At 70.3% G+C, this 19,429-nt stretch carries 18 protein-coding genes; 8 read left to right on the top strand and 10 right to left on the bottom strand.

The window, feature by feature from the left end; all coding sequences use genetic code 11:
* Positions 1 to 108: 108 nt before the first annotated feature.
* On the bottom strand, positions 109 to 1,464 hold the full coding sequence (locus DFQ15_RS14925; RefSeq protein WP_110466744.1) for a THUMP domain-containing class I SAM-dependent RNA methyltransferase: 1,356 nt from the start codon (positions 1,462 to 1,464) through the stop codon (positions 109 to 111).
* A gap of 70 nt (positions 1,465 to 1,534) precedes the next feature.
* On the opposite strand from DFQ15_RS14925, the gene DFQ15_RS14920 reads away from it, so the two are divergent.
* A complete protein-coding gene (locus DFQ15_RS14920; protein WP_158529082.1) occupies positions 1,535 to 2,200 on the top strand; it encodes a DUF4197 domain-containing protein in 666 nt (221 codons plus the stop codon).
* A 57-nt stretch (positions 2,201 to 2,257) separates the two neighbouring features.
* On the opposite strand, the gene DFQ15_RS14915 is transcribed toward DFQ15_RS14920, so the two are convergent.
* From DFQ15_RS14915 to DFQ15_RS14905, 3 genes are read right to left on the bottom strand one after another with little or no spacing between them, the layout of a single operon-like run.
* Positions 2,258 to 5,377, bottom strand: coding sequence for an efflux RND transporter permease subunit (locus DFQ15_RS14915; protein WP_110466742.1), 3,120 nt, complete (start codon positions 5,375 to 5,377; stop codon positions 2,258 to 2,260).
* Positions 5,374 to 6,609, bottom strand: a complete 1,236-nt coding sequence (locus DFQ15_RS14910) for an efflux RND transporter periplasmic adaptor subunit (protein ID WP_110466741.1) — start codon at positions 6,607 to 6,609, stop codon at positions 5,374 to 5,376. Before DFQ15_RS14910 ends, DFQ15_RS14915 begins: the two co-directional genes overlap by 4 nt.
* Before the next feature lie 57 nt (positions 6,610 to 6,666).
* Positions 6,667 to 8,010, bottom strand: a complete 1,344-nt coding sequence (locus DFQ15_RS14905; RefSeq protein WP_110466740.1) for a TolC family protein — start codon at positions 8,008 to 8,010, stop codon at positions 6,667 to 6,669.
* 114 nt (positions 8,011 to 8,124) lie between these two features.
* On the opposite strand from DFQ15_RS14905, the gene DFQ15_RS14900 reads away from it, so the two are divergent.
* From DFQ15_RS14900 to DFQ15_RS14890, 3 genes are all read left to right on the top strand, one after another.
* On the top strand, positions 8,125 to 8,835 hold the full coding sequence (locus DFQ15_RS14900; protein ID WP_110466739.1) for a response regulator transcription factor: 711 nt from the start codon (positions 8,125 to 8,127) through the stop codon (positions 8,833 to 8,835).
* A gap of 52 nt (positions 8,836 to 8,887) precedes the next feature.
* Positions 8,888 to 10,315, top strand: a complete 1,428-nt coding sequence (locus DFQ15_RS14895) for a sensor histidine kinase (protein ID WP_233504540.1) — start codon at positions 8,888 to 8,890, stop codon at positions 10,313 to 10,315.
* A 103-nt stretch (positions 10,316 to 10,418) separates the two neighbouring features.
* Positions 10,419 to 11,234, top strand: a complete 816-nt coding sequence (locus DFQ15_RS14890; RefSeq protein ID WP_110466738.1) for a cyclase family protein — start codon at positions 10,419 to 10,421, stop codon at positions 11,232 to 11,234.
* Between the two features lie 176 nt (positions 11,235 to 11,410).
* Here the strand turns inward: DFQ15_RS14890 and DFQ15_RS14885 are convergent, their stop codons facing one another.
* Both DFQ15_RS14885 and gstA read right to left on the bottom strand, forming a co-directional pair.
* On the bottom strand, positions 11,411 to 12,517 hold the full coding sequence (locus DFQ15_RS14885) for an alkene reductase (RefSeq protein WP_110466737.1): 1,107 nt from the start codon (positions 12,515 to 12,517) through the stop codon (positions 11,411 to 11,413).
* Between the two features lie 186 nt (positions 12,518 to 12,703).
* Positions 12,704 to 13,312, bottom strand: a complete 609-nt coding sequence (gene gstA, locus DFQ15_RS14880; RefSeq protein WP_110466736.1) for a glutathione transferase GstA — start codon at positions 13,310 to 13,312, stop codon at positions 12,704 to 12,706.
* 271 nt (positions 13,313 to 13,583) lie between these two features.
* Between gstA and DFQ15_RS14875 the strand changes: the two genes are divergently transcribed.
* The 4 genes from DFQ15_RS14875 (at position 13,584) to metW (ending at position 16,140) form a co-directional block, all read left to right on the top strand.
* Entirely contained in the window at positions 13,584 to 13,769 is a 186-nt protein-coding gene (locus tag DFQ15_RS14875) for a DUF1328 domain-containing protein (protein WP_110466735.1), read from the top strand.
* A complete protein-coding gene (locus DFQ15_RS14870) occupies positions 13,766 to 14,023 on the top strand; it encodes a hypothetical protein (RefSeq protein WP_146228770.1) in 258 nt (85 codons plus the stop codon). The genes DFQ15_RS14875 and DFQ15_RS14870 overlap by 4 nt, the downstream gene beginning before the upstream one ends.
* A 309-nt stretch (positions 14,024 to 14,332) precedes the next feature.
* Positions 14,333 to 15,559, top strand: coding sequence for a homoserine O-succinyltransferase MetX (metX, locus tag DFQ15_RS14865; RefSeq protein ID WP_374941033.1), 1,227 nt, complete (start codon positions 14,333 to 14,335; stop codon positions 15,557 to 15,559).
* A complete protein-coding gene (gene metW / locus DFQ15_RS14860; RefSeq protein WP_110466733.1) occupies positions 15,556 to 16,140 on the top strand; it encodes a methionine biosynthesis protein MetW in 585 nt (194 codons plus the stop codon). The genes metX and metW overlap by 4 nt, the downstream gene beginning before the upstream one ends.
* A 27-nt stretch (positions 16,141 to 16,167) precedes the next feature.
* Here metW and DFQ15_RS14855 read toward each other — a convergent pair whose 3' ends face one another.
* The 4 genes from DFQ15_RS14855 to DFQ15_RS14840 form a co-directional block, all read right to left on the bottom strand.
* Positions 16,168 to 16,557, bottom strand: coding sequence for a hypothetical protein (locus tag DFQ15_RS14855; RefSeq protein WP_110466732.1), 390 nt, complete (start codon positions 16,555 to 16,557; stop codon positions 16,168 to 16,170).
* Between the two features lie 68 nt (positions 16,558 to 16,625).
* Complete coding sequence (locus DFQ15_RS14850; protein WP_110466731.1) at positions 16,626 to 17,063, bottom strand: OsmC family protein; 438 nt, start codon at positions 17,061 to 17,063, stop codon at positions 16,626 to 16,628.
* An 86-nt stretch (positions 17,064 to 17,149) separates the two neighbouring features.
* Positions 17,150 to 18,217 carry a flavodoxin family protein gene (locus DFQ15_RS14845; protein ID WP_110466730.1) on the bottom strand — a complete coding sequence of 356 codons (1,068 nt, stop codon included), beginning with the start codon at positions 18,215 to 18,217 and terminating at the stop codon, positions 17,150 to 17,152.
* A gap of 275 nt (positions 18,218 to 18,492) precedes the next feature.
* Positions 18,493 to 19,386: a hypothetical protein gene (locus DFQ15_RS14840; RefSeq protein WP_233504539.1), complete on the bottom strand. Its 894-nt coding sequence runs from the start codon at positions 19,384 to 19,386 to the stop codon at positions 18,493 to 18,495.
* Positions 19,387 to 19,429 lie beyond the last annotated feature (43 nt).

The following is a 19,429-nucleotide window of genomic DNA, read 5'->3' as shown; positions in this document are numbered from 1 at the left end:
GTGCCGCGCTGATCTCTTTGTTCTTGTTTCGACTCATGCATCGCCAAACGCACATCGCGCCCTTGGCGATGACAGGGTTGTGTTAGCCGCTCTTAAGTCAGAATCGAATTAGCGGCGATCGGAGCCTTCGGCCGCCGCTGGCCCGCGGTCGCGGGCCGATCCGCGGACCATATCGAAGCGGAACAGCCGGCATTCGATCGGGCCGTTCCACATCGGCACCCGGCGCGATTCCTTCAGGCGCATGCGGCTCGGCAGCTTCAGGTCGGGGGTCAGCATCCAGGCGGTCCAGCCGGCGTAGTGCTTCTTCCAGTGCGTGGCCAATTGCGGGAAGAAGTCGCCGCCGTCGTCGGTATGGGCGGTCTCGCGGGCACCGCTGGGGCCCGGTGCGGCCGCGTAGTCCTGCTCGAAGTCGATGTTGCGCGCCTGTTCACGGCCCGGTGGCTGGCGGTAATGGTCGCGCGAACTGCGGGCCACCGCGGTGCGGCCGGCCACGCCGCCGGGCTCGATCCGCTCGCCGTAGGGCGGGTTGAGCAGCAGCAGGCCGCGCTCGGCCGGCGGCATCCGCTGCAGCGCGTCGCCGCCGCGGAATTCGATGGCGTGGGCCACGCCGGCGCGCTCCGCGTTGCGCTGCGAGAAATCGACCATCCGGTGCGACACGTCGCTGCCGAAGATCGGCACCGCCGGCTCGGTGATGGCGGCGCGGGTTTCCTCCCGCAGCGCGTTCCACACATGGGGCTGGAAGGGCAGCAGCTTCTCGAAGGCGAAGCGCCGCAGCAGGCCGGGCGCGATGTTGCAGGCGATCTGCGCCGCCTCGATCGCCACGGTGCCGCTGCCGCAGCAGGGGTCGTAGAGCGGCAGCGCCTCGAAGCCCTCGGCGTCGCCGTCGGCCCAGCCGGTGGCGGCGATCATCGCGGCGGCCAGCGTCTCCTTGAGCGGCGCGTCGCCCTTGTCCTCGCGCCAGCCGCGCTTGAAGAGCGGCTCGCCGGTGGTGTCGATGTAGATCGTGGCGGTGTCGGTGGTCAGGTGGGCATGGATGCGCACGTCGGGCCGCCGGGTATCCACGCTGGGCCGCTCGCCGTGCTTGTCGCGGAACCGGTCGGCGACCGCGTCCTTGATCTTGAGCGCGGCGAAATTCAGGCTCTGCAGCGGGCTGTGCTGGGCGGTGATCTCGACCTTGATCGTCTGGCGCGGGGTGAACCAGATCTCCCACGCGACTTCGGACGCCGCCTGGTAGAGGTCCTGCTCGTTGCGGTAGGGCGTCGTCGACAGCTGCACCAGCACCCGCTGCGCCAGGCGGCTGTGCAGGTTGAGCAGCATCGCGTCCTGCCAGGAGGCGCGCAGCAGGGTGCCGCCGCGCAGCGTCTGCAGGTCCATGCCCGCCAGGCCGGTCAGGCGGTGCACCTCGTCGGCCAGATAGCCCTCGACGCCCGCGGCGCAAGGCAGGAAAAGTTGTAGTTGGTTCATGGGAAGCCAGGAGGATACGCGCTGCGCCCTGTCACGCGCCGATACAGGACAGCGGCGCACAATAGCCCGCATGCCCACGCCATCGGAAGACATCGCCATGCATCTGCGCCATTTCCTCGCCACCGCCGCCCTCGCCGCCGCCGTCGCCCTGCCCGCCGCGGCCCAGATGCCCGGCTTCGGCATCAAGCCGCTGCTGGGCCAGGCTTCCGACGCGGCGCTCGACCGGCTCTCGCAGCCAGGCGCCTTCTCGTCTGATACCGCGATCCGCATCGCCCTGCCGGGCGCCGGCAACAAGGGCGTCGGCAAGCTGCTGGAACTGGCCCAGCAATCGGGCATGACCGCCGACCTCGACGCCGCCCTGAACCGCGCGGCCGAGCAGGCCGCGACGCAGGCCAAGCCGATCTTCCGCGCCGCGATCGACAAGGCCACGCTCAACGACGCGGTCGACATCGCCCGCGGCGGCAGCACCGGCGCCACCGACTATCTGCGCAAGAGCACCGGCGCGCAGATCACCGCGCAGTTGCAGCCCCTGGTACGCACCGCCCTGCAAAGCAGCGGCGTGCTGCAGAAGACGGCCCAGCTTCAGGCCCTCGGCTTCGACGAAGCGCGCCTGACCGACTACGTGGCCGCCAAGACCTCGGACGGCATCTTCACCTATGTCGGTCGCGAGGAAACGCGGATGCGGCAGGACCCGATCGGGACCGGCACGCAGCTGCTGAAGGGTCTGCGGTTCTGAGCGCAGCCGCCGGCCGCCCGGCGCCGCTGTCGAGCGCACGGCCGGTGTCGCGGCGTCTCAGGCAGCCGGCAGCGGCAGCGCGGCGGTGTCCTCGTCCGGCGCCGGCGCCCTGTCCTTGCCGAACCAGGCCACGTAGAGCGCGGGCAGCACCACCAGGGTGAGCAGGGTGGCGGTGAACAGGCCGCCGATCACCACGATGGCGAGCGGCCGCTGCGTCTCGGAGCCGATCTCGCGGGAGAGGGCCATCGGCAGCAGGCCGAGCGCGGCCAGCATCGCCGTCATCAGGACGGTCCGCAGCCGCTGCAGCGAGCCTTCGCGCACCGCCTGCACCACCGGCATGCCGGCCTGGCGCAGCTGCTGGAACACCGACAGCATCACCACCCCGTTGAGCACCGCCTGCCCCGAGAGCGCGATGAAGCCGATCGCCGCCGACACCGACAGCGGGATGCCGAAGACCCACAGCGCCACGAAGCCGCCGATCAGGGCCAGCGGCACGTTGATCAGGATCAGGCCGGCCATCTTGAACGACTTGAAGGCGTCGAACAGCAGCACGAAGATCAGCAGCAGCGAGATCGGCACCACCACCGCCAGGCGCTTCATCGCCCGCTCCTGGTTCTCGAACTCGCCCGACCAGTTGACCTGGTAGCCCTGCGGCACCTTGACGTTCTGCTCGACCCGGGCCTTCATGTCGGCCACCACCGAGCCCATGTCGCGGCCGGCGATGAAGATGCCGATGGCGGTGGTGCGGCGGCCCGATTCGCGGGCGATGTTCATCGCGCCGGTGGTCTCGCGCACGTTGACCACGTCGCCCAGCACCACGAAGCCGCCGTCGGGCGTGGCGATCGGGGTGCGGCGCAGGTTGGCCATCACCCGCTCGCTGGCCGGCAGGCGCACCGCGACGGCGAACTTGCGCTCGCCCTCCCACAGGCTGGTGGCGGCCTTGCCGGCCAGCGCCGCCTCGATCACGTCCTGGATGTCGCCCACGTTCAGGCCGTAGCGGGCGGCGCGGTCGCGGTCGATGTCGAGCAGCAGCTGCGGCACCTGCCCTTCGCGGTCGATCTCGGCGCGGGCCACGCCCGGCACCTGCTTGACCTCGCGGGCGATGGCCTCGGTCACCTGCTTCATCAGCGCCAGGTCGTCGCCGGCGAGCTTGATCACGATCTGGCCCTTGATCTGCGAGATCGACTCGAGCACGTTGTCGCGGATCGGCTGCGAAAAAGCCGGGTCGATGCTCGGGATCGCCGACAGCACCCGGTTCATCTCCTCGGTGATCTTCTCGCGGGTCATGCCGGGGCGCCATTCCTCCTCGGGCTTCACGTCCACGAAGATCTCGGCCATCGAGATGGTCTTGGGATCGGTGCCGTCCTCGGGCTGGCCGGCCTTCGAGACGGTGGTGCGCACCTCGGGCACCGTCAGCAGGGCCTTGCGCGCCATCCGCAGGATGCGCGAGGCCTCCTGCGTCGAGACGTTGGGCGACAGGGTGAAGTTGACCCAGGTGGTGCCCTCGTTCAACTCGGGCAGGAATTCCGACCCGAGGCGCGAGGCGACCACCACCGTCACGCCGAAGGCCGCCAGCGCGATCACCACCACCGTGCGGCGGCGGCGCAGGGCCCAGTCGAGCACCGGCGCGTAGAAACGCTTGGCGCCGCGCACCACCCGGTTGTCGCCGTGCGGCAGCTTCTTGCGCAGCATCCAGTAGGCCAGCAGCGGCACCAGCGTGAGCGAGAAGATCAGCGAGCCGATCAGCGCGGTGGTCACCGACAGCGCCATCGGCTGGAAGATCCGGCCCTCGTGGCGCTGCAGCGCGAAGATCGGGATGTGCGCCGCGATGATGATCAGCATCGAGAACAGCGTCGGCCTGCCCACCTCGTTGGCGGCCAGGCCGATGGTCTCGCGCCGCTCGGTCGGGTCGAGGTCGTCGCCCTTCAGGTCGCGCCGCTCGGCCAGCCGGTGCAGGATGTTCTCGACGACGATCACCGCGCCGTCGACGATGATGCCGAAATCCATCGCACCGAGCGACAGCAGGTTGGCCGGCACGCCCATGATCTTCAGGCCCATGAAGGTCGAGAGCAGGGCCAGCGGGATCACCACCACCACCGCCAGGCTGGCGCGGAAGTTCGACAAAAAGATGTAGAGCACCAGCGACACCAGCAGCGCGCCTTCGACCAGGTTGCGGAACACGGTCGAGAGCGTCTTCTCCATCAGCCAGGTGCGGTCGTAGAAGGGCACGATCTGCACGCCGGCGGGCAGGCCGCGCTCGTTGAGGTCGGCGATCTTCTCCTTCACACCCTTGAGCACCACGCTCGGGTTCTCGCCTTTGCGCATGATCACGATGCCGGTGACGATGTCGTCTGCGTCGTCCTGGCCCACCACGCCCAGGCGCGGCACCGCGCCGATCTTCACCTCGGCGATGTCGCGGATCAGGATCGGGGTGCCGCCGCGCGCGGCCACCACCACCCGGCCGATGTCGTCCGCCGACTGCAAGAGGCCGATGCCGCGGATCGTGTACTGCTGCGCGCCCTGGCGCACATAGCTGCCGCCGGCGTTCGAGTTGCCGCGGCCCAGCGCGTCGAGCAGGTTCTGGAAGGTGACCTTGTAGGCCCGCAGCTTGTCGAGGTCGGGCTGCACCTCGTACTGCTTGATCGCGCCGCCCATGGCGACCACGTCGGCCACGCCCGGCACCTGGCGCAGGCCGCGCTCGACCACCCAGTCTTCCAGGGTGCGCAGCTCGGTCGTGGTCTTGCCGTCGCCCTTCAGGCGGTAGCGCATGATTTCGCCGACCGGGGTGGCGTTGGGGGCGATGTCGGATTCGACGCCGTCGGGCAGATCGACGCCGCGCAGCCGCTCGGCCACCTGCTGGCGCGCCAGGTTCACCTCGGCCTTGTCGTCGTAGGTCACGACGGTGAAGGACAGGCCGAACTGGGTGTGCGAGAACACCCGGATAGAGTTGGGCAGGCCGGCCAGCGCCACCTCGATCGGCAGGGTGACCTGCTTCTCAACCTCTTCGGCCGCGCGGCCGGGATAGAGCGCGATCACGGTGACCTGCGTGTCGGTCACGTCGGGGAACGCCTCGACCGACAGGTTCTTGAAGGCGATGACGCCCGCCAGCGCGAACAGCAGCGTCCCCAGGACGATGAAGAGCGGCTGGTGCAGCGCGTAGTGGATCAGGCGTTTCATTGGGCGGGCGCCTTCGGCGCTGCGGCCTTGGGTGCGGTGCCGGGCGCGGCGGTGGGCGCGGCGCTGCCTTCACGCGAGACGGCGAACTGGCGGGCCAGCAGCAGCGCGTTCTCGGCCACCACCTGCTCGCCGACGTTCAGGCCGCTGGTGATCACCACCTGGCGCGGGCCCATGTTGCCGGGCACCACCTGGCGCGGCTCGTACACGCCGGGCTGCACCTGCACGTAGACGGTGTGGCGGTTGCCGTCGAGCGTCACCGCGCCCGCGGGCACGACCACGCCGCGCAGGGCTTCCTGCACCACCGCCGTCGCGAGCATCTCGCCCTTCAGGCGCCGGTCGGCGTTGGGGATCAGGCCGCGGATCTTGATGGTGCGGGTGGTGGGGTCGATGAAATCTGCCGCGGCCGTCACCTTGCCGGCGAAGTTCTCGCCCGGATAGGCCGCCACCTGCAGCACGAAGCCGTCGCCGGGGCGCAGGCTGCCGACGTCGGCTTCCTTGGCATCGATCTGCACCCAGAGCGAGGTCGGATCGGTCAGCACGAAGAGCGCCGGCACGCCGGGGCCCGACTGGTCGGGCCGTACTTCCTGGCCGGGGTTGAGGTTGCGTTCGACCACCACCCCGTGGATGCCCGAGACCAGGCCCAGCTGCTGGTTCACGCCGCCGCCGGTGCCATAGAGGCTGGTACGGGCCGCGGAGCGGGCGGCCTCGGCCTGGAAGCGGGAGAGGTCGGCCTCGCTCTGCTCCAGGTCCTTGCGGGCGACGATGCCGGCCTCGAACAGCTCGCGCTGGCGCTGCAGGGTCTTGCGGGCCAGGGACACGTCGACGTTGGCCTTGGCGGTGTCGGCCTGCGCCGCCCCGAATTCGGGCGAGGCCAGGCGGGCCAGCGGCGTGCCGGGTTTCACCGGCGTGCCCACGTCGGCGCTGATCGCGACGATGCGGCCGCCGAAGCTCGGATAGATGCGCTGTGTGCGTTCCTCGTTCCAGACGAGGCGCGCGGGCAGCTCAACCGCCAGCGCGGTCGCGGCGGTGGCGGGCACCGTGGCCAGCAGGGCCAGTTGCGGATGGTTGGGCGGGAAGCGCAGCTGCTGGCCCTGCACGATCGGCGCGGGCGGCGGCGCTTCGGCCTTGGGCGCGGCGGATTCGCCGCAGCCGCCGAGCAGGGCGGCCACGCAGGCGGACGCCAGCAACGCTGCGTGGGCCGGGCGAAAGAGGGTGCGGGACGGATGCGGCATGGCGGATGTCTCGGGGCGTTCGGGAACAAATGGGAGAGGCGGTGCGCGGCGCGCGGGTCAGCGGTTGCCGACCAGCAGTTCGGGCCGGGTCTGCAGGGTCCAGGCGCCGGAGGTCTTGGCGAAGTCGGTGCGCGCGGCGACCGCTTCGAGCAGGGTGGCGCGCAGCACGCGGCGGGCGTCCAGCAGGTCGAACAGCGGGATCGCGCCGCGGCGGAAGGCCAGCTCGGCGTTCTCGGCCACGCGGCGAGCGCGGGGCAGGATGTCGGTCTCGTAGCTGCGGGCGCGGCGCTCGGCGGTGAGGGCCGCCTGCTGCAGGCCCTGCAGCTCCAGCGCGCCGTCGCGGCGGATCTTGTCGAGCGCGTCCTGGGCCTGGTAGTAGCTCGCCTGCGCGCGGCCGATCTCGCCTTCGTAGCCGTAGCCCCACTGCAGCGGGATCGAGGCGCGCACTTCCAGCAGGCGGGTGGAGACGCCCGGGTAGTGCTCGAAGCCGGCGCCGATGGTCACGTCCGACTTCTTCAGCGCCAGCGCGCCGTCGAGGCTGGCCTGGGCCGACTGCACCCGGGCCAGGGCGGCGCGCACGTCGGGCCGGTTCTCGGCCAGGGAGGCATAGTCGGCCGTCGGCGTATCGACCGACGGCAGCACCGGCCAGGCGTCCTCGGCCTGCAGGTTGGGCTCTACCGCGGCGCCGCGCGCGCCGATCGACTGGGCCAGCGCGATGGCCGCGCGCTGCCGGTCGAGCAGCGCCTGCTGCACGTCGGCGCGGGCGCGCTGGGTCTCGATCTCGACGCGCAGCGCGTCCTGCGCGGGCAGGTCGCCGGCCTGCACCCGGCGGTTGGCGCCGCTGGAGAGCTGGGTGGCGCCGCGCTCGATCTCCTCGACCTGCACCTGGCGCTCCTGCGCGGCCAGCAGGTCGTAGTAGGCCGAGAGCGCCTCGACCAGCTGCTGCACCCGCACGTCTTCCACGTCGGCGGCCGCGGCATCGGCGGCGCGGGTGGCGGCGGCGGTGCGCAGCGCGCGCTTGCCGCCGCGCTCGATCGTCCAGTCCAGGCCGATCTTCTTGTCGATGCGCTTTCGGACCAGGTTGCCGGCGCCGATGCCGTTCTTCAGGTCGATGTTCTCGGCCGAGGTGCTCAGCACCGGCAGCGGCGCGTGGTCGGCCGCCAGGATGTCGGCGCGGGCGGCGGCCAGGCCACCGCGGGCGATCGCGACGTCGAGGTTGTCGCGCGCCGCGACCAGGGCCTGCGCCAGGCTCAGGCGGGTCGCGGGCGATGCACCCGGCACGGGGGTGACGGGGGAGGCGGCCGGGCCTGCCACCGGCGCGGTGCCGCCCCCTGTCACCTGCGCCTGCAGTGGCAGGGCGGCGGCCAGGCCGAACGCCACGAATAACTGTCGTATGCTCATAACCCCGTTTATCGGCCCCAACGGCTGACCAAGACCTGACCTGAGCCGGGCAGGGCCTTTCCCCCCGTGCAAACCCTTAGCGGGTGTGCTTTTTTCTCACCGATCCTGACCCCCATGCGCATCCTCGTGGTCGAAGACGATGCCGTGCTGCGCGACATGATGGTTCGCAGCCTGCGCGACGCCGGCCACCGGATCGACGTGGCCCGCACCGTGTCCGAGGCCGACCACTTCTGGCGGGTGCAGGCGTTCGACGCGGTGCTGCTCGACCTGAACCTGCCGGCCACCGACGCCGCCGGCCCCGCGCTCGCCAGCGGCCTGACCACCCTGCGCGCCGCCCGTGCCCGGGGCGACGGCACGCCGGTGCTGGTGCTCACCGCCCGCGACCGTACCGAGGAGCGCATCGCCGGCCTCGATGCCGGGGCCGACGACTACTTGGGCAAGCCCTTCGAGCTGGCCGAGGTGGAGGCCCGTCTGCGTGCCCTGGTGCGGCGCAGCCTGGGCGCCCAGGACGTGTCGGAGGTCGGCGCGCTGCAGCTCGACCGCAAGGCTCGCCTCTTCGCCCTGCGCGGCCTGCGGATCGACCTGCCGGCGCGCGAGTTCGAGGTGCTGTGGGAGCTGATGACCCCGCCCGGTCGGGTCGTCAGCAAGCGCGACCTGTCGGCCAAGCTGTCGGATTTCAACGGGAGCCTGGGCGACAACGCGCTGGAGGCCTTCATCTCCCGATTGCGCAAGAAGCTGGCCGGCTCCGGCACGGGCATCCGCACCCTGCGCGGGCTGGGCTACATGCTGGAGTCCGAGGCGGCGGACCTCGCCGGCGGCGCATGAGGGGCGGCGGCCCGGCCCACCCGGTGGCCCGCCCCGCGGTGGGAGCCCGCCGGTGAACCCGGGCGGCCCCGCGTTCGGGCGGCCCGCCTCCGATCCGGACGCCGCGGCCCAGCCGCCCTCGCTGCGCTCGCGCCTGCTGCGCAACGTGCTCGGACCGATGGCGATCGCCTGGCTGTCGGGCGGCGTGGTGGCGGTCGGCGTGGCGAGCGTGTTCACCCAGCGCGCCTTCGACCGCGCCCTGCTCGACGACGCCTACTCGGTCGCCGCCAGCGTACGGCCGACCCGCGATTCGCTGGAGCTGACGCTCACCCCGCGCGAAGTGGGCGCGGTGCTCTTCGACCAGACCGAGACGGTGTATTTCGCCGTCCGCTGGCCCGACGGCACCCTGGTCGCCGGCCATGCCAACCTGTACGCCCCCTCGCCCCTGGACGGCGCCAGCTACCGGTTCTCCGACATCCACTACCAGGGCCATGCGCTGCGCGCGGTGACGCTGCAGCGCGGCGGCGAGCGGCCGTTCACCGTCATCATGGGCGAGACGACCCAAACCCGTCAGATCCTGCTGCGCAACGTGCTGGTCCTGTCGGTGCTGCCGCAGCTGGGCCTGCTGGCGCTGCTGGCCTTCTGGCTGCGCCGCGCCGTCGGCCGCGACCTGCAGCCGCTGGCGGCGCTCCAGCATGCGATGGACCAGCGCGACGTGCACGATCTCTCGCCGGTCGCGGCCACCGCCTCCACCAGCGAGATCCAGCGCCTGGGCGAGGCGGTCAACGGCCTGTTCGCCCGGGTGGGCGGCGGCGTTCGGGCGCAGCGCGAGTTCGCCGGCAACGTGGCGCACGAGCTGCGCACGCCGCTGGCCGGCATCCGCGCGCTGGCCGAGTACGGACTGGCCCAGAACGACCCTGCCGTCTGGCGCGAGCAACTGGAGCGCATTGCCCGCAGCGAGGAGCGCGCCAGCCACCTGGTCGACCAGCTGCTGGCGATGGCCCGCGCCGACGAAGGCCCGGCGCTGCGCATGGCCCCGGTCGTCCTCGACATGCTGGTGCGAGACGCGGTGCTGCGCTTCCTGCCGCGTGCCGACGCTGCAGGGGTGGACCTGGGCGCGCGCGGCATCGAGGACCCGGTGACGGTGCTGGGCCATGCCGCGCTGCTGGAGGGCATCGTCAACAACCTGCTCGACAACGCCCTGCGCTACGGCCTGGCCCCGCCGCAGACGGCGCGCAGCATCACGGTGGAGGTGGTGCAGGAAGGCGATACGGTCACCCTTTGCGTGGTCGACAACGGCCCCGGCATCTCGGTGGAGCGGCGCGGCCGACTGCAGCAGCGCTGGTCGCAGGGACCGGAGGGCCAGTGGCTGCGCCAGGGCATGGGCCTGGGCCTGGCGATCATCGCCCGCTACGCGCAGCTGATGGGCGCGCCGCTTCGTTTGGGCGACGCGCCGGGCGGGCAGGGGCTGGCGGTGTCGGTGACGCTGACGCGGGCCTGAGGACGCCGTTCGCCGCAACCCGATACGTCCTGCATCGGTCCTTGCGCACCATTCACATGTTTCGGCGCTACGCTGCCGGGGCCATCATCACCGTCACCCATCCATGCCCCGCCGCTTCATCGACATTTCGATCCATCTCGAGAACGACGTGCTGAGCGATCCGCCGGCCTTCGCGCCCAAGATCCAATACCTCGGCCACCAGGACACCTTCCACCAGATCGCGCCCTTCTTCCCGGGGCTGCAGCAGAGCGATCTGCCCGACGGCGAAGCCTGGGCGGCGGAGCTGGTGCAGCTCTCGACCCACAACGGCACGCACCTGGACGCGCCCTACCATTTCCACAGCACCATGAACAAGGCGCTGGGCACGCCCGAGCGGGCCGCCACCATCGACGAGGTGCCGCTGGAATGGTGCTTCCAGCCGGGCGTGAAGCTGGATTTCCGCCACCTGCCCGACGGCCACGTGGTCCGCGCGCAAGAAGTCGCGGACGAACTGACGCGCATCGGCCACGCCCTGCGGCCGCTGGAGATCGTGGTCGTCAATACGCGCGCCGGATCGCGCTACGGCCAGCCGGACTTCGTGTCGTCCGGCTGCGGCATGGGGTACGAGGCGACCATGTTCCTGCTGGAGCAGGGCGTGCGCCTCACCGGCACCGACGCCTGGAGCTGGGACGCGCCCTTCGTACACACGGCCGAGCGCTACGCCCGGACGCGCGACGCATCGCTGATCTGGGAAGGCCACAAGGCGGGCCGCGACATCGGCTACTGCCATCTGGAGAAGCTGCACAACCTGGAGTCGCTGCCGGCCACCGGCTTCTATGTCTCCTGCTTCCCCCACAAGATCCGCGGCGCATCGGCCGGATGGACGCGCGCCGTCGCGATCGTCGACGAAGCCCTGGCAGCGGGCGGGCCACTCGCCTGAAACCATCCAAGATGGCTGGTGCGCGCGGCCGATTACCGATAAAGCCTTTGCTGTGGAAAACATTGCCGCATGCCGTCGTCCGGTGCCGGCTGCGGCACGGCTTTGCTTGATGCTATATTTTTGATAGCTATTCGTCCGCGCCGGTCGCTGGCTGGAGGCCGAAAGCCTCCGCAATATCAGTTCAGCGCCGGGTAGTCGATATAGCCGTGCTCGCCGCCGCCGTAGAAGGTGTTCTTGTCGGGCGTGTTGAGCGGCGCGTTTTCCCTCAGGCGGCGCACCAGGTCGGGGTTGGCGATGTAGGGGCGACCGAACGCGACCAGGTCGGCGCCGTCGGCCACGGCCTTTTCGGCCAGGGCCTTGTCGTAGCCGTTGTTGACCATCCAGGCGCCCTTGCCGCCCGCATCGCGGTAGGCCGCCTTGGCGGCGGCATAGTCGAACGGCCGGTCGTCCACGTCGCGCGGGCCGCCGGTGGCGCCCTCGATGACGTGGATGTAGGCCAGGTTCAGCGGCGCCAGCTCGCGCAGCAGGTACTCGAACAGCGGCTGCGGCGCGTCGTCGGTGACGTCGTTGGCCGGGGTGACCGGCGACAGGCGGATGCCGACCCGATCGCCGCCGATGTCGTCGGCGATGCCGCGGGCGATCTCCAGCAGCAGGCGGGCGCGGTTCTCGATGTTGCCGCCGTAGTCGTCGGTGCGTTTGTTCGCGCCGGTCTTGAGGAACTGGTCGAGCAGGTAGCCGTTGGCGCCGTGGATCTCCACGCCGTCGAAGCCGGCGGTCTCCACCGCGTTGCGGGCGGCGGCGCGGAAGGTCTTGACGATCGCGGGTATCTCGCCGGCATCGAGCGCACGGGGCGTCGAGGTCTCGACGAAGGAGCCCTCGCCGTCCTTGTCGACCAGGTAGGTCTTGGTCTTGGCGGCGATGGCCGACGGGGCCACCGGTGCCTGGTGGTCGGGCTGCAGATCGACGTGCGAGACGCGGCCCACGTGCCAGAGCTGCACCACGATCTTGCCTCCCTTGTCGTGAACCGCCTGGGTGACCTTCTTCCAACCGTCGAGCTGCTCGGTGCCGTAGAGGCCCGGCACGTCGGCATAGCCTTGCGCCTGGTGGCTGATGGCGGTGGCCTCGGTGATCAGCAGGCCCGCGGTGGCGCGCTGCGCGTAGTAGGTGGCGGTGATGTCGCGCGGGATCGCGTTCGGCGAGCGGTTGCGGGTCAGCGGCGCCATGACGACGCGGTTGGACAGTTCCAGGCGGCCGGCCTTGGTGCTTTCGAAGAGTGACGACATGCGGGTTCCTGTTGCTTGAGAGGTCGGGCTGCAGGCGGCGCACGGAGCGGCCTGCGGCGCAGTGCGCGATGGAGCGCGTGCCGGGCCAGCGTAGTCGGCCGGGCTAATCCTTGCCGGGGACGGCTCACTGCATCCTGTGCTACATCCGCGCGGGACCGCGGTGGCGGCCGCCGCGGGCGGAGATCGTCACTGCAGCAGGCCTTCGGCCTTCATCGCCGTTTGCACCGCCGGACGGGCGCCGACGCGGGCGTGGTGCGCCCGCACATTGGGCAGCTTCGACAGGTCGAGGGAGACCTTGCCGGCCCAGTTCACCACGGTGAACAAGTAGCCGTCGGCCACCGAGAAGTTGTCGCCTGCCAAATAGTCCTTGCCGTCGAGTTCGCCGTCGACGAAGGCCAGGCGCTTGCCGATCTTCTCGACCGCGGCGGCTTTCGCATCGGCCGGGGTGGCCGGGTTGAACAGCGGGCCGAAGCTCTTGTGCAGTTCGGTGCCGATGAAGTTGAGCCACTCCTGCAGGCGGTAGCGTGCCAGCGTCCCGTTGGCGGGCGCGAGGTTTTTGGTGGGCACCTGATCGGCGATGTACTGGACGATCACAGGACCTTCGCGCAGGCGGGTACCGTCGTCGAGTTCGAGCAGCGGCACGTAGCCCAGCGGGTTGACGGCGTAGTAGTCGCTGCCGTCGGGCAACTGGTGCGTCTTGGTGGGCGCCGCCACGGCTTCGAAGGCCAGGCCCGCCTCGTGCAGGGCGATGTGCGGGGAGAGCGAGCAGGCGCCGGGGCTGTAGTAGAGCTTCATGAAGGGTACGGTCCTCGGGTTGAGATGGGGGGTGCCGGGCGGTGCGCCGGCACCCCGGCGACCGCCATGCTAGCCAATTCCCGCCGTTCGCGGTGGCCCCTCGCCAGGCCCCGTCTCGGGGCCTGGATGGCGTCCTACAGCCCAAAAAGGGAGTGCCCGACCCAACTCTCCTCTCGGCCGCTCTTACTATCGGGCCATTACCGACCAGGGCATTCGGCAATGCGGTCGCATTGCTGCGAGACGTCCTCATCTGGTTGCAAAGGAATACAAAATGCTCAAATACGCCATTATCTTCGCGCTGATCTCTCTCGTGGCAGGTGCTTTGGGTTTCACCGGCGTCGCCGCCGGATCGGCCGGCATCGCCAAGGTGCTGTTCGGCCTGTTCCTGGTGATCGCCATCGTCTTCGTGGTACTCGCGGCGCTCGGCGTCGGCGCGGCACGCAAGGTACTGAAGTGACCGCTTCCAACGTCTTCCGATTGCCGCATCCCGCGACGATCGACGGCGGTGGCGGAACTGTCGTGGGCATGTACACGCCGCTTTGGTATGCGGCCAAGGTGCTCAACACCACCGCCCACAGCTGGTGGAGCGAGGGCATTCCCCCGGCTCGAAAGCGCAGCGAACGCGCGACCGATGCCGTGGTCCAGGTGGCCTCGTCGGTGGTGCGGCACCTGAGGTCTGCGCCCCCGCGGCCCGGTTCCGCTGCGTACTGAAAGCCGCTTCCGCGGCTTTTTTCAGCCCGCGCCCTGCGCACGACGGACTCCGTCCCCCCACGGTATCCGGGGCTCGCATCGGCGGCCGCTGGGTGCTGTTCGACCCGACCGACATGGCGCGGATGGATCGCATCGTGCGGGTCGGCTCGCGACGCGACGGCGACCCCCGCCGCTCAGTGCGCGCGAGGGGCGGATTGTTATACTCGTTCCGCGCCGATTTGCTCCAGCTTGCGGGCGCTCTACAAATCCTGCTAAAGACGGACCGACGCGCTGCACCCCTCGTCCAGAAGCCCGGCCTCGTTTTCAGCGATGCCGGGCTTTTTCATGTCGTTCATTGCCACGCCTCAATCGATGCATTTCGCCGAACCGCTGCCCCTGCGGAGTGGCGCGGCGATCGCCGGCTACACCCTCGCCTTCGAGACCTACGGCACGCTCGACGCCGCGCGCTCCAACGCGGTGCTGATCTGCCACGCGCTCAACGCGTCGCACCACGTGGCGGGCACCTACGCCGGCCAGCCGCGCTCGGAAGGCTGGTGGGACAACATGGTGGGTCCCGGCAAGCCGGTCGACACCGACCGCTTCTTCGTCATCGGCATCAACAACCTCGGCTCCTGCTTCGGCTCCACCGGGCCGGCCGACCCCAACCCGGCCACCGGCCGCATATGGGGCGCCGACTTCCCGGTGGTGACGGTGGAGGACTGGGTGAACGCGCAGGCCCGGCTGCTCGACGCGTTGGGCATCCGAACCCTGGCCGCGGTGATGGGCGGCAGCCTCGGCGGCATGCAGGCGCTCTCCTGGACGATGCAGCATCCCGAGCGGGTGCGCCATGCGGTGGTGATCGCCAGCGCGCCCAACCTCAATGCCGAGAACATTGCCTTCAACGAGGTGGCGCGCCGCGCGATCGTGACCGACCCGGACTTCCACGGCGGCAACTTCTACGAGCACGCCACCGTGCCCAAGCGGGGCCTGCGCATCGCCCGGATGGTGGGCCACATCACCTATCTGAGCGACGACGTGATGAACGAGAAGTTCGGCCGCCAGCTGCGCCGCGTGGTCGAAAGCTCGGCCCTGGGCGACGACGCCTCGGCCCCCGCCGCCTACCGCTACACCACGCAAGATGTCGAGTTCCAGATCGAGAGCTACCTGCGCCACCAGGCCGACAAGTTCAGCGACTACTTCGATGCCAACACCTACCTGCTGATCACGCGTGCGCTGGACTACTTCGACCCGGCACGCGACCACGGCGGCCAGCTCGCCGAGGCGCTGGCGCGCGCACGGTGCCGCTTCCTGATCGCCAGCTTCACCACCGACTGGCGCTTCTCCCCGGCCCGCAGCCGCGAGATCGTCCGCGCGCTGCTCGACAACGGACACGACGTGGGCTATGCCGAGATCGATGCGCCGCACGGCCACGACGCCTTCCTGCTGGAAGATCCGCGCTACCTGGCGCTGGTGCGCTCCTACTTCGAACGCATCGCACGCGAGTCGGCAAGCGCGGCGACCGCGTCACCGGCGGCAGTGGCAGGAGCGGCAGCATGAGCGACCTGGCCACCAAGCAACGCATCGCCCGGCTGGTGCCGCAGGGCGCCCGGGTGCTCGACCTGGGCTGCGGCGACGGCACCATGCTCGACCTGCTCCAGCGGGAGCGCGGCTGCACCGGCTACGGCATCGAGATCGACGACGCCAACGTGCTGGCCTGCGTGCAGCGCGGCGTCAACGTGATCCAGCGCGACCTGGGCGCGGGCCTGGACCTGTTCGACGACCAGGCCTTCGACGTGGTGCTGCAGCTCGACACGCTCCAGCACCTGCACAACACCGAGACGATGCTGCGCGAGACCGCGCGCGTCGGCCGCATGGGCATCGTCGCGTTTCCCAATTTCGCGCACTGGCCCAACCGGGTGAGCGTGGCACGCGGCAGGATGCCGGTGACGCGGCGGCTGCCCTACGAGTGGTACGACACGCCCAATATCCGCGTCGGCACCTTCAAGGATTTCGAGGTGCTGGCGCGCAAGAACGCCCTGCGGATCCTCGATAGCTTCGGGCTGCAGGACGGGCGCGAGGTGCGGTGGCTGCCCAACCTGCTGGCGGGCACCGCGGTGTTCCGCTTCCAGCGCGGCTGAGGCGGGCCGAGCCGGAGACCTGCGCGATTACTTGGCCGGAACCGGCGTCACGGTTTCGCGGATGATGCCGCCGCTGCCCACGCTGCCGCTTCTGGTCGTGGTGCCGGCGGCGCCGGAAGCGCCCATGCGCTTCATGCAGTCGGCACGCTCGCCGGCGGGCAGGCTGCCGCAGCGGTCGGTGCCGTTGCGGCCTTGCTCGGGCGTGCTCGGCGAGGTCAGGCCGCCGCGGGCGGCTTCCTGCTTGGCGGCACCGCCTTCGCGGCGGCAGGCGGCCGGGTCGCTCTGGGCACCGGCCGGCGTGCAGCCGGCCTCGACCGGTGCCGAGGGGGTCTGCGCCTGGGCCGCACCCAGCCAGACGGTGCTGGAGAGCAGGGCGATGCCGGTGGCGCGAACGATACAGGAGACGATGGATTTCATGGGGCTACCTCGATGAGGGAAACGATGGCCGACGCTGCCGGCCGCGAAAAAGTCTGCAACCGTCTCGGTCAGGGCCGCAGCGTGGCGGTCAGCGTGATCTCGGGCACCGAGGCCAGCGCCTTCGACAGCGGGCAGTCACGCTTGGCGGTCTGCGCCAGTTCCTGGAAGCGGGCATCGTCGATGCCGGGCACCGAGGCGTCCAGCGTCAGTGCGATCCGGTCGATCTTGAAGCCGTCGCCGTCCTTGGCCAGGCGCACCACCGCGTTGGTGTCCACGTCCTTCGTCGGGAAGCCGGCCTTCTCGGCGGCCAGCGCGAAGGCCATCGTGAAGCAGGCCGCATGGGCGGCACCGAGGATCTCCTCGGGATTGGTGCCGGTGCGGTCGTCCTCGAAGCGGCTGCCGAAGCCGTACGGACAGGCCTTCAGCGCGCCGGTTTCGGTGGTGATCTGTCCCTGGCCTTTCTTGCCGGGGCCTTCCCAATGGACGCGTGCGTTCTTCTCGATCATGGATTTCCTTTCAAGGGTGGAGGCGCCGCATCGCAGACAGTACGAGTAGTACGACAAGGTGCGGCAACGACGCCAGAAGGGTTGTGTTAGCCGCTCTTAGGGCGCGGCGGGCGGATGGCGTGGTCGGACTGGCGGAGTTCGCCGGCGCGTAGCTGGCGCACCGCCTGCACCACCGAGCGGGCGACGTTCGAGACCTCGTCCTGCATCGGCGTGTCGCGGTCGAGCGTCTCGTGGCTGTCGTAGTAGGGCGCGTAGTAGCCGATGTAGCGGTCGATCCGCGACCAGTGGCCGGCGGGCACCAGGCCCATCCAGTCGGTCATGTCGCGGCGGTGCGACTCGACGCCCGACACGTCCCCGTGCACCACCACGCCGTAGGCGCGGCCGGCCACGTGCTTCGGGAAATCCCAGCCTTTTTCCTCGATGTCCTTGGCCTCCTGGGCCTTCTTGCCGTGGGTGCTGCTCGGGTCGGGATTGCCGCCGTCGGCGCAGACCAGGCGGTCGATCATCAGCTTGAGCGGGCTGGGCGACTGGTTCCAGTAGGTGGGCGCCATGATCACGATGCCGTGGGCCGAGACCCAGCGCTCGTAGATCTCGGCCATCCAGTCGTCGGTCTGGTCGAGCGAATGGTTGGGGTAGCAGCTGCAGGGCCAGTGGCACAGCGGCATCGCGGTGGAGACGCAGCCCTTGCACGGGTGGATCGTGCGTCCGTATTCGGAGGTGACGAGGCTCAAGTCGAGCAGGTCGGCCTCCATGCCGGCGTCTTCGACCACCTTGCGAGCCATCTGGCTGAAGCGCCAGGTCTTCGAGATCTCGCCGGGGCAGGTGCCGTCGTTGCGCGCGCTGCCGTTGATCAGCAGTACGCGGGAGCGGGTGGCCGGCTCCTTCAATCGGGCCTGGGCTGTCTCCAGGCGCCGGTGGGTGTCCATCCACTCGACCGACATGTCGTAGTCGGGGTCGGCGAAGCCGGTACCGGCCTTCTCGGTAATCGGTGCCTTGCGACCCTCGTCGTACGCCTCCCATGCGATCGCCTCCAGCCGGGCGATCGCCGCGTCTTCAGCCCGGTAGGCCGGATCGTAATAACGCAGGTGGAAGCGCTTGCCGAATGCAGCGCGGTCGAGGTGGGGCGGTGCCTGTCCGGTGCGGGGGGTGGTCATGGCGGGGCGGGTGTTTTTGTGGGAAGAGGCTGTCGCAGCATGGTCGCCGGCGCCCGCACCCACCGTCGGACGCTGCCGCGTAGCAGGTGGCTGCGGCTTCCTACACCCCGGCCTCGGATCCGGGCACCGGGTCGGCTTCAAGCTGAAAATAGCCAGGGCCCGCGTGATATGCCGACCTCCCGCTATTAAATAAGTAGCAAGCAGCTAATCGACCAATCGACCAATTGGCCAATCGACCGGCGGGTAGCCCTCGCCGTCGCCTGTCGTATCGTCCGTTACGGCTCCACCACGTTCAGGCAGCCCCCGGCCGGGGCGCCGCCGTCGTCCGGTGCGCCGCACTCGCCCAGCATCTGCTGCACGCCCTCGTCGAGCCAGGGCACCGGCGTGGCCTTGGCCAGGGTCATCCATACCGGGAAGGGTACCAGCGCGGCCCGGCGCGGCGCGGGCCGGGCCACACAGAGGCGGGTGCCTTCGAGCACCATCACGCCGCACTCCAGCGGGATCTCGTTGGCCGCGGCGATCGGCCGGCCGCGGGCGTCGTTGCCCAGCACGTACCAGCATTCGCTGGCCATGTGCAGATAGGCGGCGCGCTTGGCGGGCTTGCGCAGGTCGCCCAGCAGGTCGGCGCGGCGGACCTTCACCTCGTGCACCACCGGCAGGGCGTAGGCCTCGACGGTCGTGTTGCGGATCGAGAAGACATCGGGTTTGGCGATGCACCAGCGCAGGTCGGCCGGCGCGGGCGCGGCCATCGCGTCGGCCCCGGACTCCACCGGCTCCGCGCCGGGCACAGGATCGCGCTGCACCTGGGCCCGCAGCGACAGCCCGCGCCAGGCGATGCGGCCGGCGCGCTGCATCTCGCGCGCCACCGCCTCCACCAGCGCCTCGTGCTGCGACAGGCAGGCCCGGTTGCGCTGCAGGCTCCGGGCGATCGCGGCGATGCCGGCATCGGTCACCCGCAGCGTCTCGCCGGCGGACGAGGCCACCCGCTCCACCAGGCCGAAGGCCAGCAGCTCCACTTCGACCAGGTCCTGGCAGGGCCAGCCGGCCGAGCGGTAGATCTCGCGCAGCCGGCGGGTGTGCACCCGGCCCAGCACCGGGGCCGGCGGCGGCGCCACAGGCTCCAGCACGGCGGCCAGGGGCAGGGAGTCGGCAATGGGCAGCGCGGACATGGGCGGCAAGGGTAGCGGGGGGCGAAAGACCTGTGCTTTCATA

The organism is Xylophilus ampelinus (assembly GCF_003217575.1).
Classification (GTDB): Bacteria; Pseudomonadota; Gammaproteobacteria; order Burkholderiales; family Burkholderiaceae_C; genus Xylophilus; species Xylophilus ampelinus.
The sequence above is the reverse complement of the archived record's forward strand: the minus strand, read 5'-3'. Positions and strand labels throughout refer to the sequence as shown.

Excerpts from the sequence above, each read along its gene's own strand:
- DFQ15_RS14925 (WP_110466744.1), bottom strand. The coding sequence starts at position 1,464 with ATGAACCAACTACAACTTTTCCTGCCTTGCGCCGCGGGCGTCGAGGGC.
- DFQ15_RS14920 (WP_158529082.1), top strand. The coding sequence starts at position 1,535 with ATGCCCACGCCATCGGAAGACATCGCCATGCATCTGCGCCATTTCCTC.
- DFQ15_RS14915 (WP_110466742.1), bottom strand. The coding sequence starts at position 5,377 with ATGAAACGCCTGATCCACTACGCGCTGCACCAGCCGCTCTTCATCGTC.
- DFQ15_RS14910 (WP_110466741.1), bottom strand. The coding sequence starts at position 6,609 with ATGCCGCATCCGTCCCGCACCCTCTTTCGCCCGGCCCACGCAGCGTTG.
- DFQ15_RS14905 (WP_110466740.1), bottom strand. The coding sequence starts at position 8,010 with ATGAGCATACGACAGTTATTCGTGGCGTTCGGCCTGGCCGCCGCCCTG.
- DFQ15_RS14900 (WP_110466739.1), top strand. The coding sequence starts at position 8,125 with ATGCGCATCCTCGTGGTCGAAGACGATGCCGTGCTGCGCGACATGATG.
- DFQ15_RS14890 (WP_110466738.1), top strand. The coding sequence starts at position 10,419 with ATGCCCCGCCGCTTCATCGACATTTCGATCCATCTCGAGAACGACGTG.
- DFQ15_RS14885 (WP_110466737.1), bottom strand. The coding sequence starts at position 12,517 with ATGTCGTCACTCTTCGAAAGCACCAAGGCCGGCCGCCTGGAACTGTCC.
- gstA (WP_110466736.1), bottom strand. The coding sequence starts at position 13,312 with ATGAAGCTCTACTACAGCCCCGGCGCCTGCTCGCTCTCCCCGCACATC.
- DFQ15_RS14875 (WP_110466735.1), top strand. The coding sequence starts at position 13,584 with ATGCTCAAATACGCCATTATCTTCGCGCTGATCTCTCTCGTGGCAGGT.
- metX (WP_374941033.1), top strand. The coding sequence starts at position 14,333 with ATGCCGGGCTTTTTCATGTCGTTCATTGCCACGCCTCAATCGATGCAT.
- metW (WP_110466733.1), top strand. The coding sequence starts at position 15,556 with ATGAGCGACCTGGCCACCAAGCAACGCATCGCCCGGCTGGTGCCGCAG.
- DFQ15_RS14855 (WP_110466732.1), bottom strand. The coding sequence starts at position 16,557 with ATGAAATCCATCGTCTCCTGTATCGTTCGCGCCACCGGCATCGCCCTG.
- DFQ15_RS14850 (WP_110466731.1), bottom strand. The coding sequence starts at position 17,063 with ATGATCGAGAAGAACGCACGCGTCCATTGGGAAGGCCCCGGCAAGAAA.
- DFQ15_RS14845 (WP_110466730.1), bottom strand. The coding sequence starts at position 18,217 with ATGACCACCCCCCGCACCGGACAGGCACCGCCCCACCTCGACCGCGCT.
- DFQ15_RS14840 (WP_233504539.1), bottom strand. The coding sequence starts at position 19,386 with ATGTCCGCGCTGCCCATTGCCGACTCCCTGCCCCTGGCCGCCGTGCTG.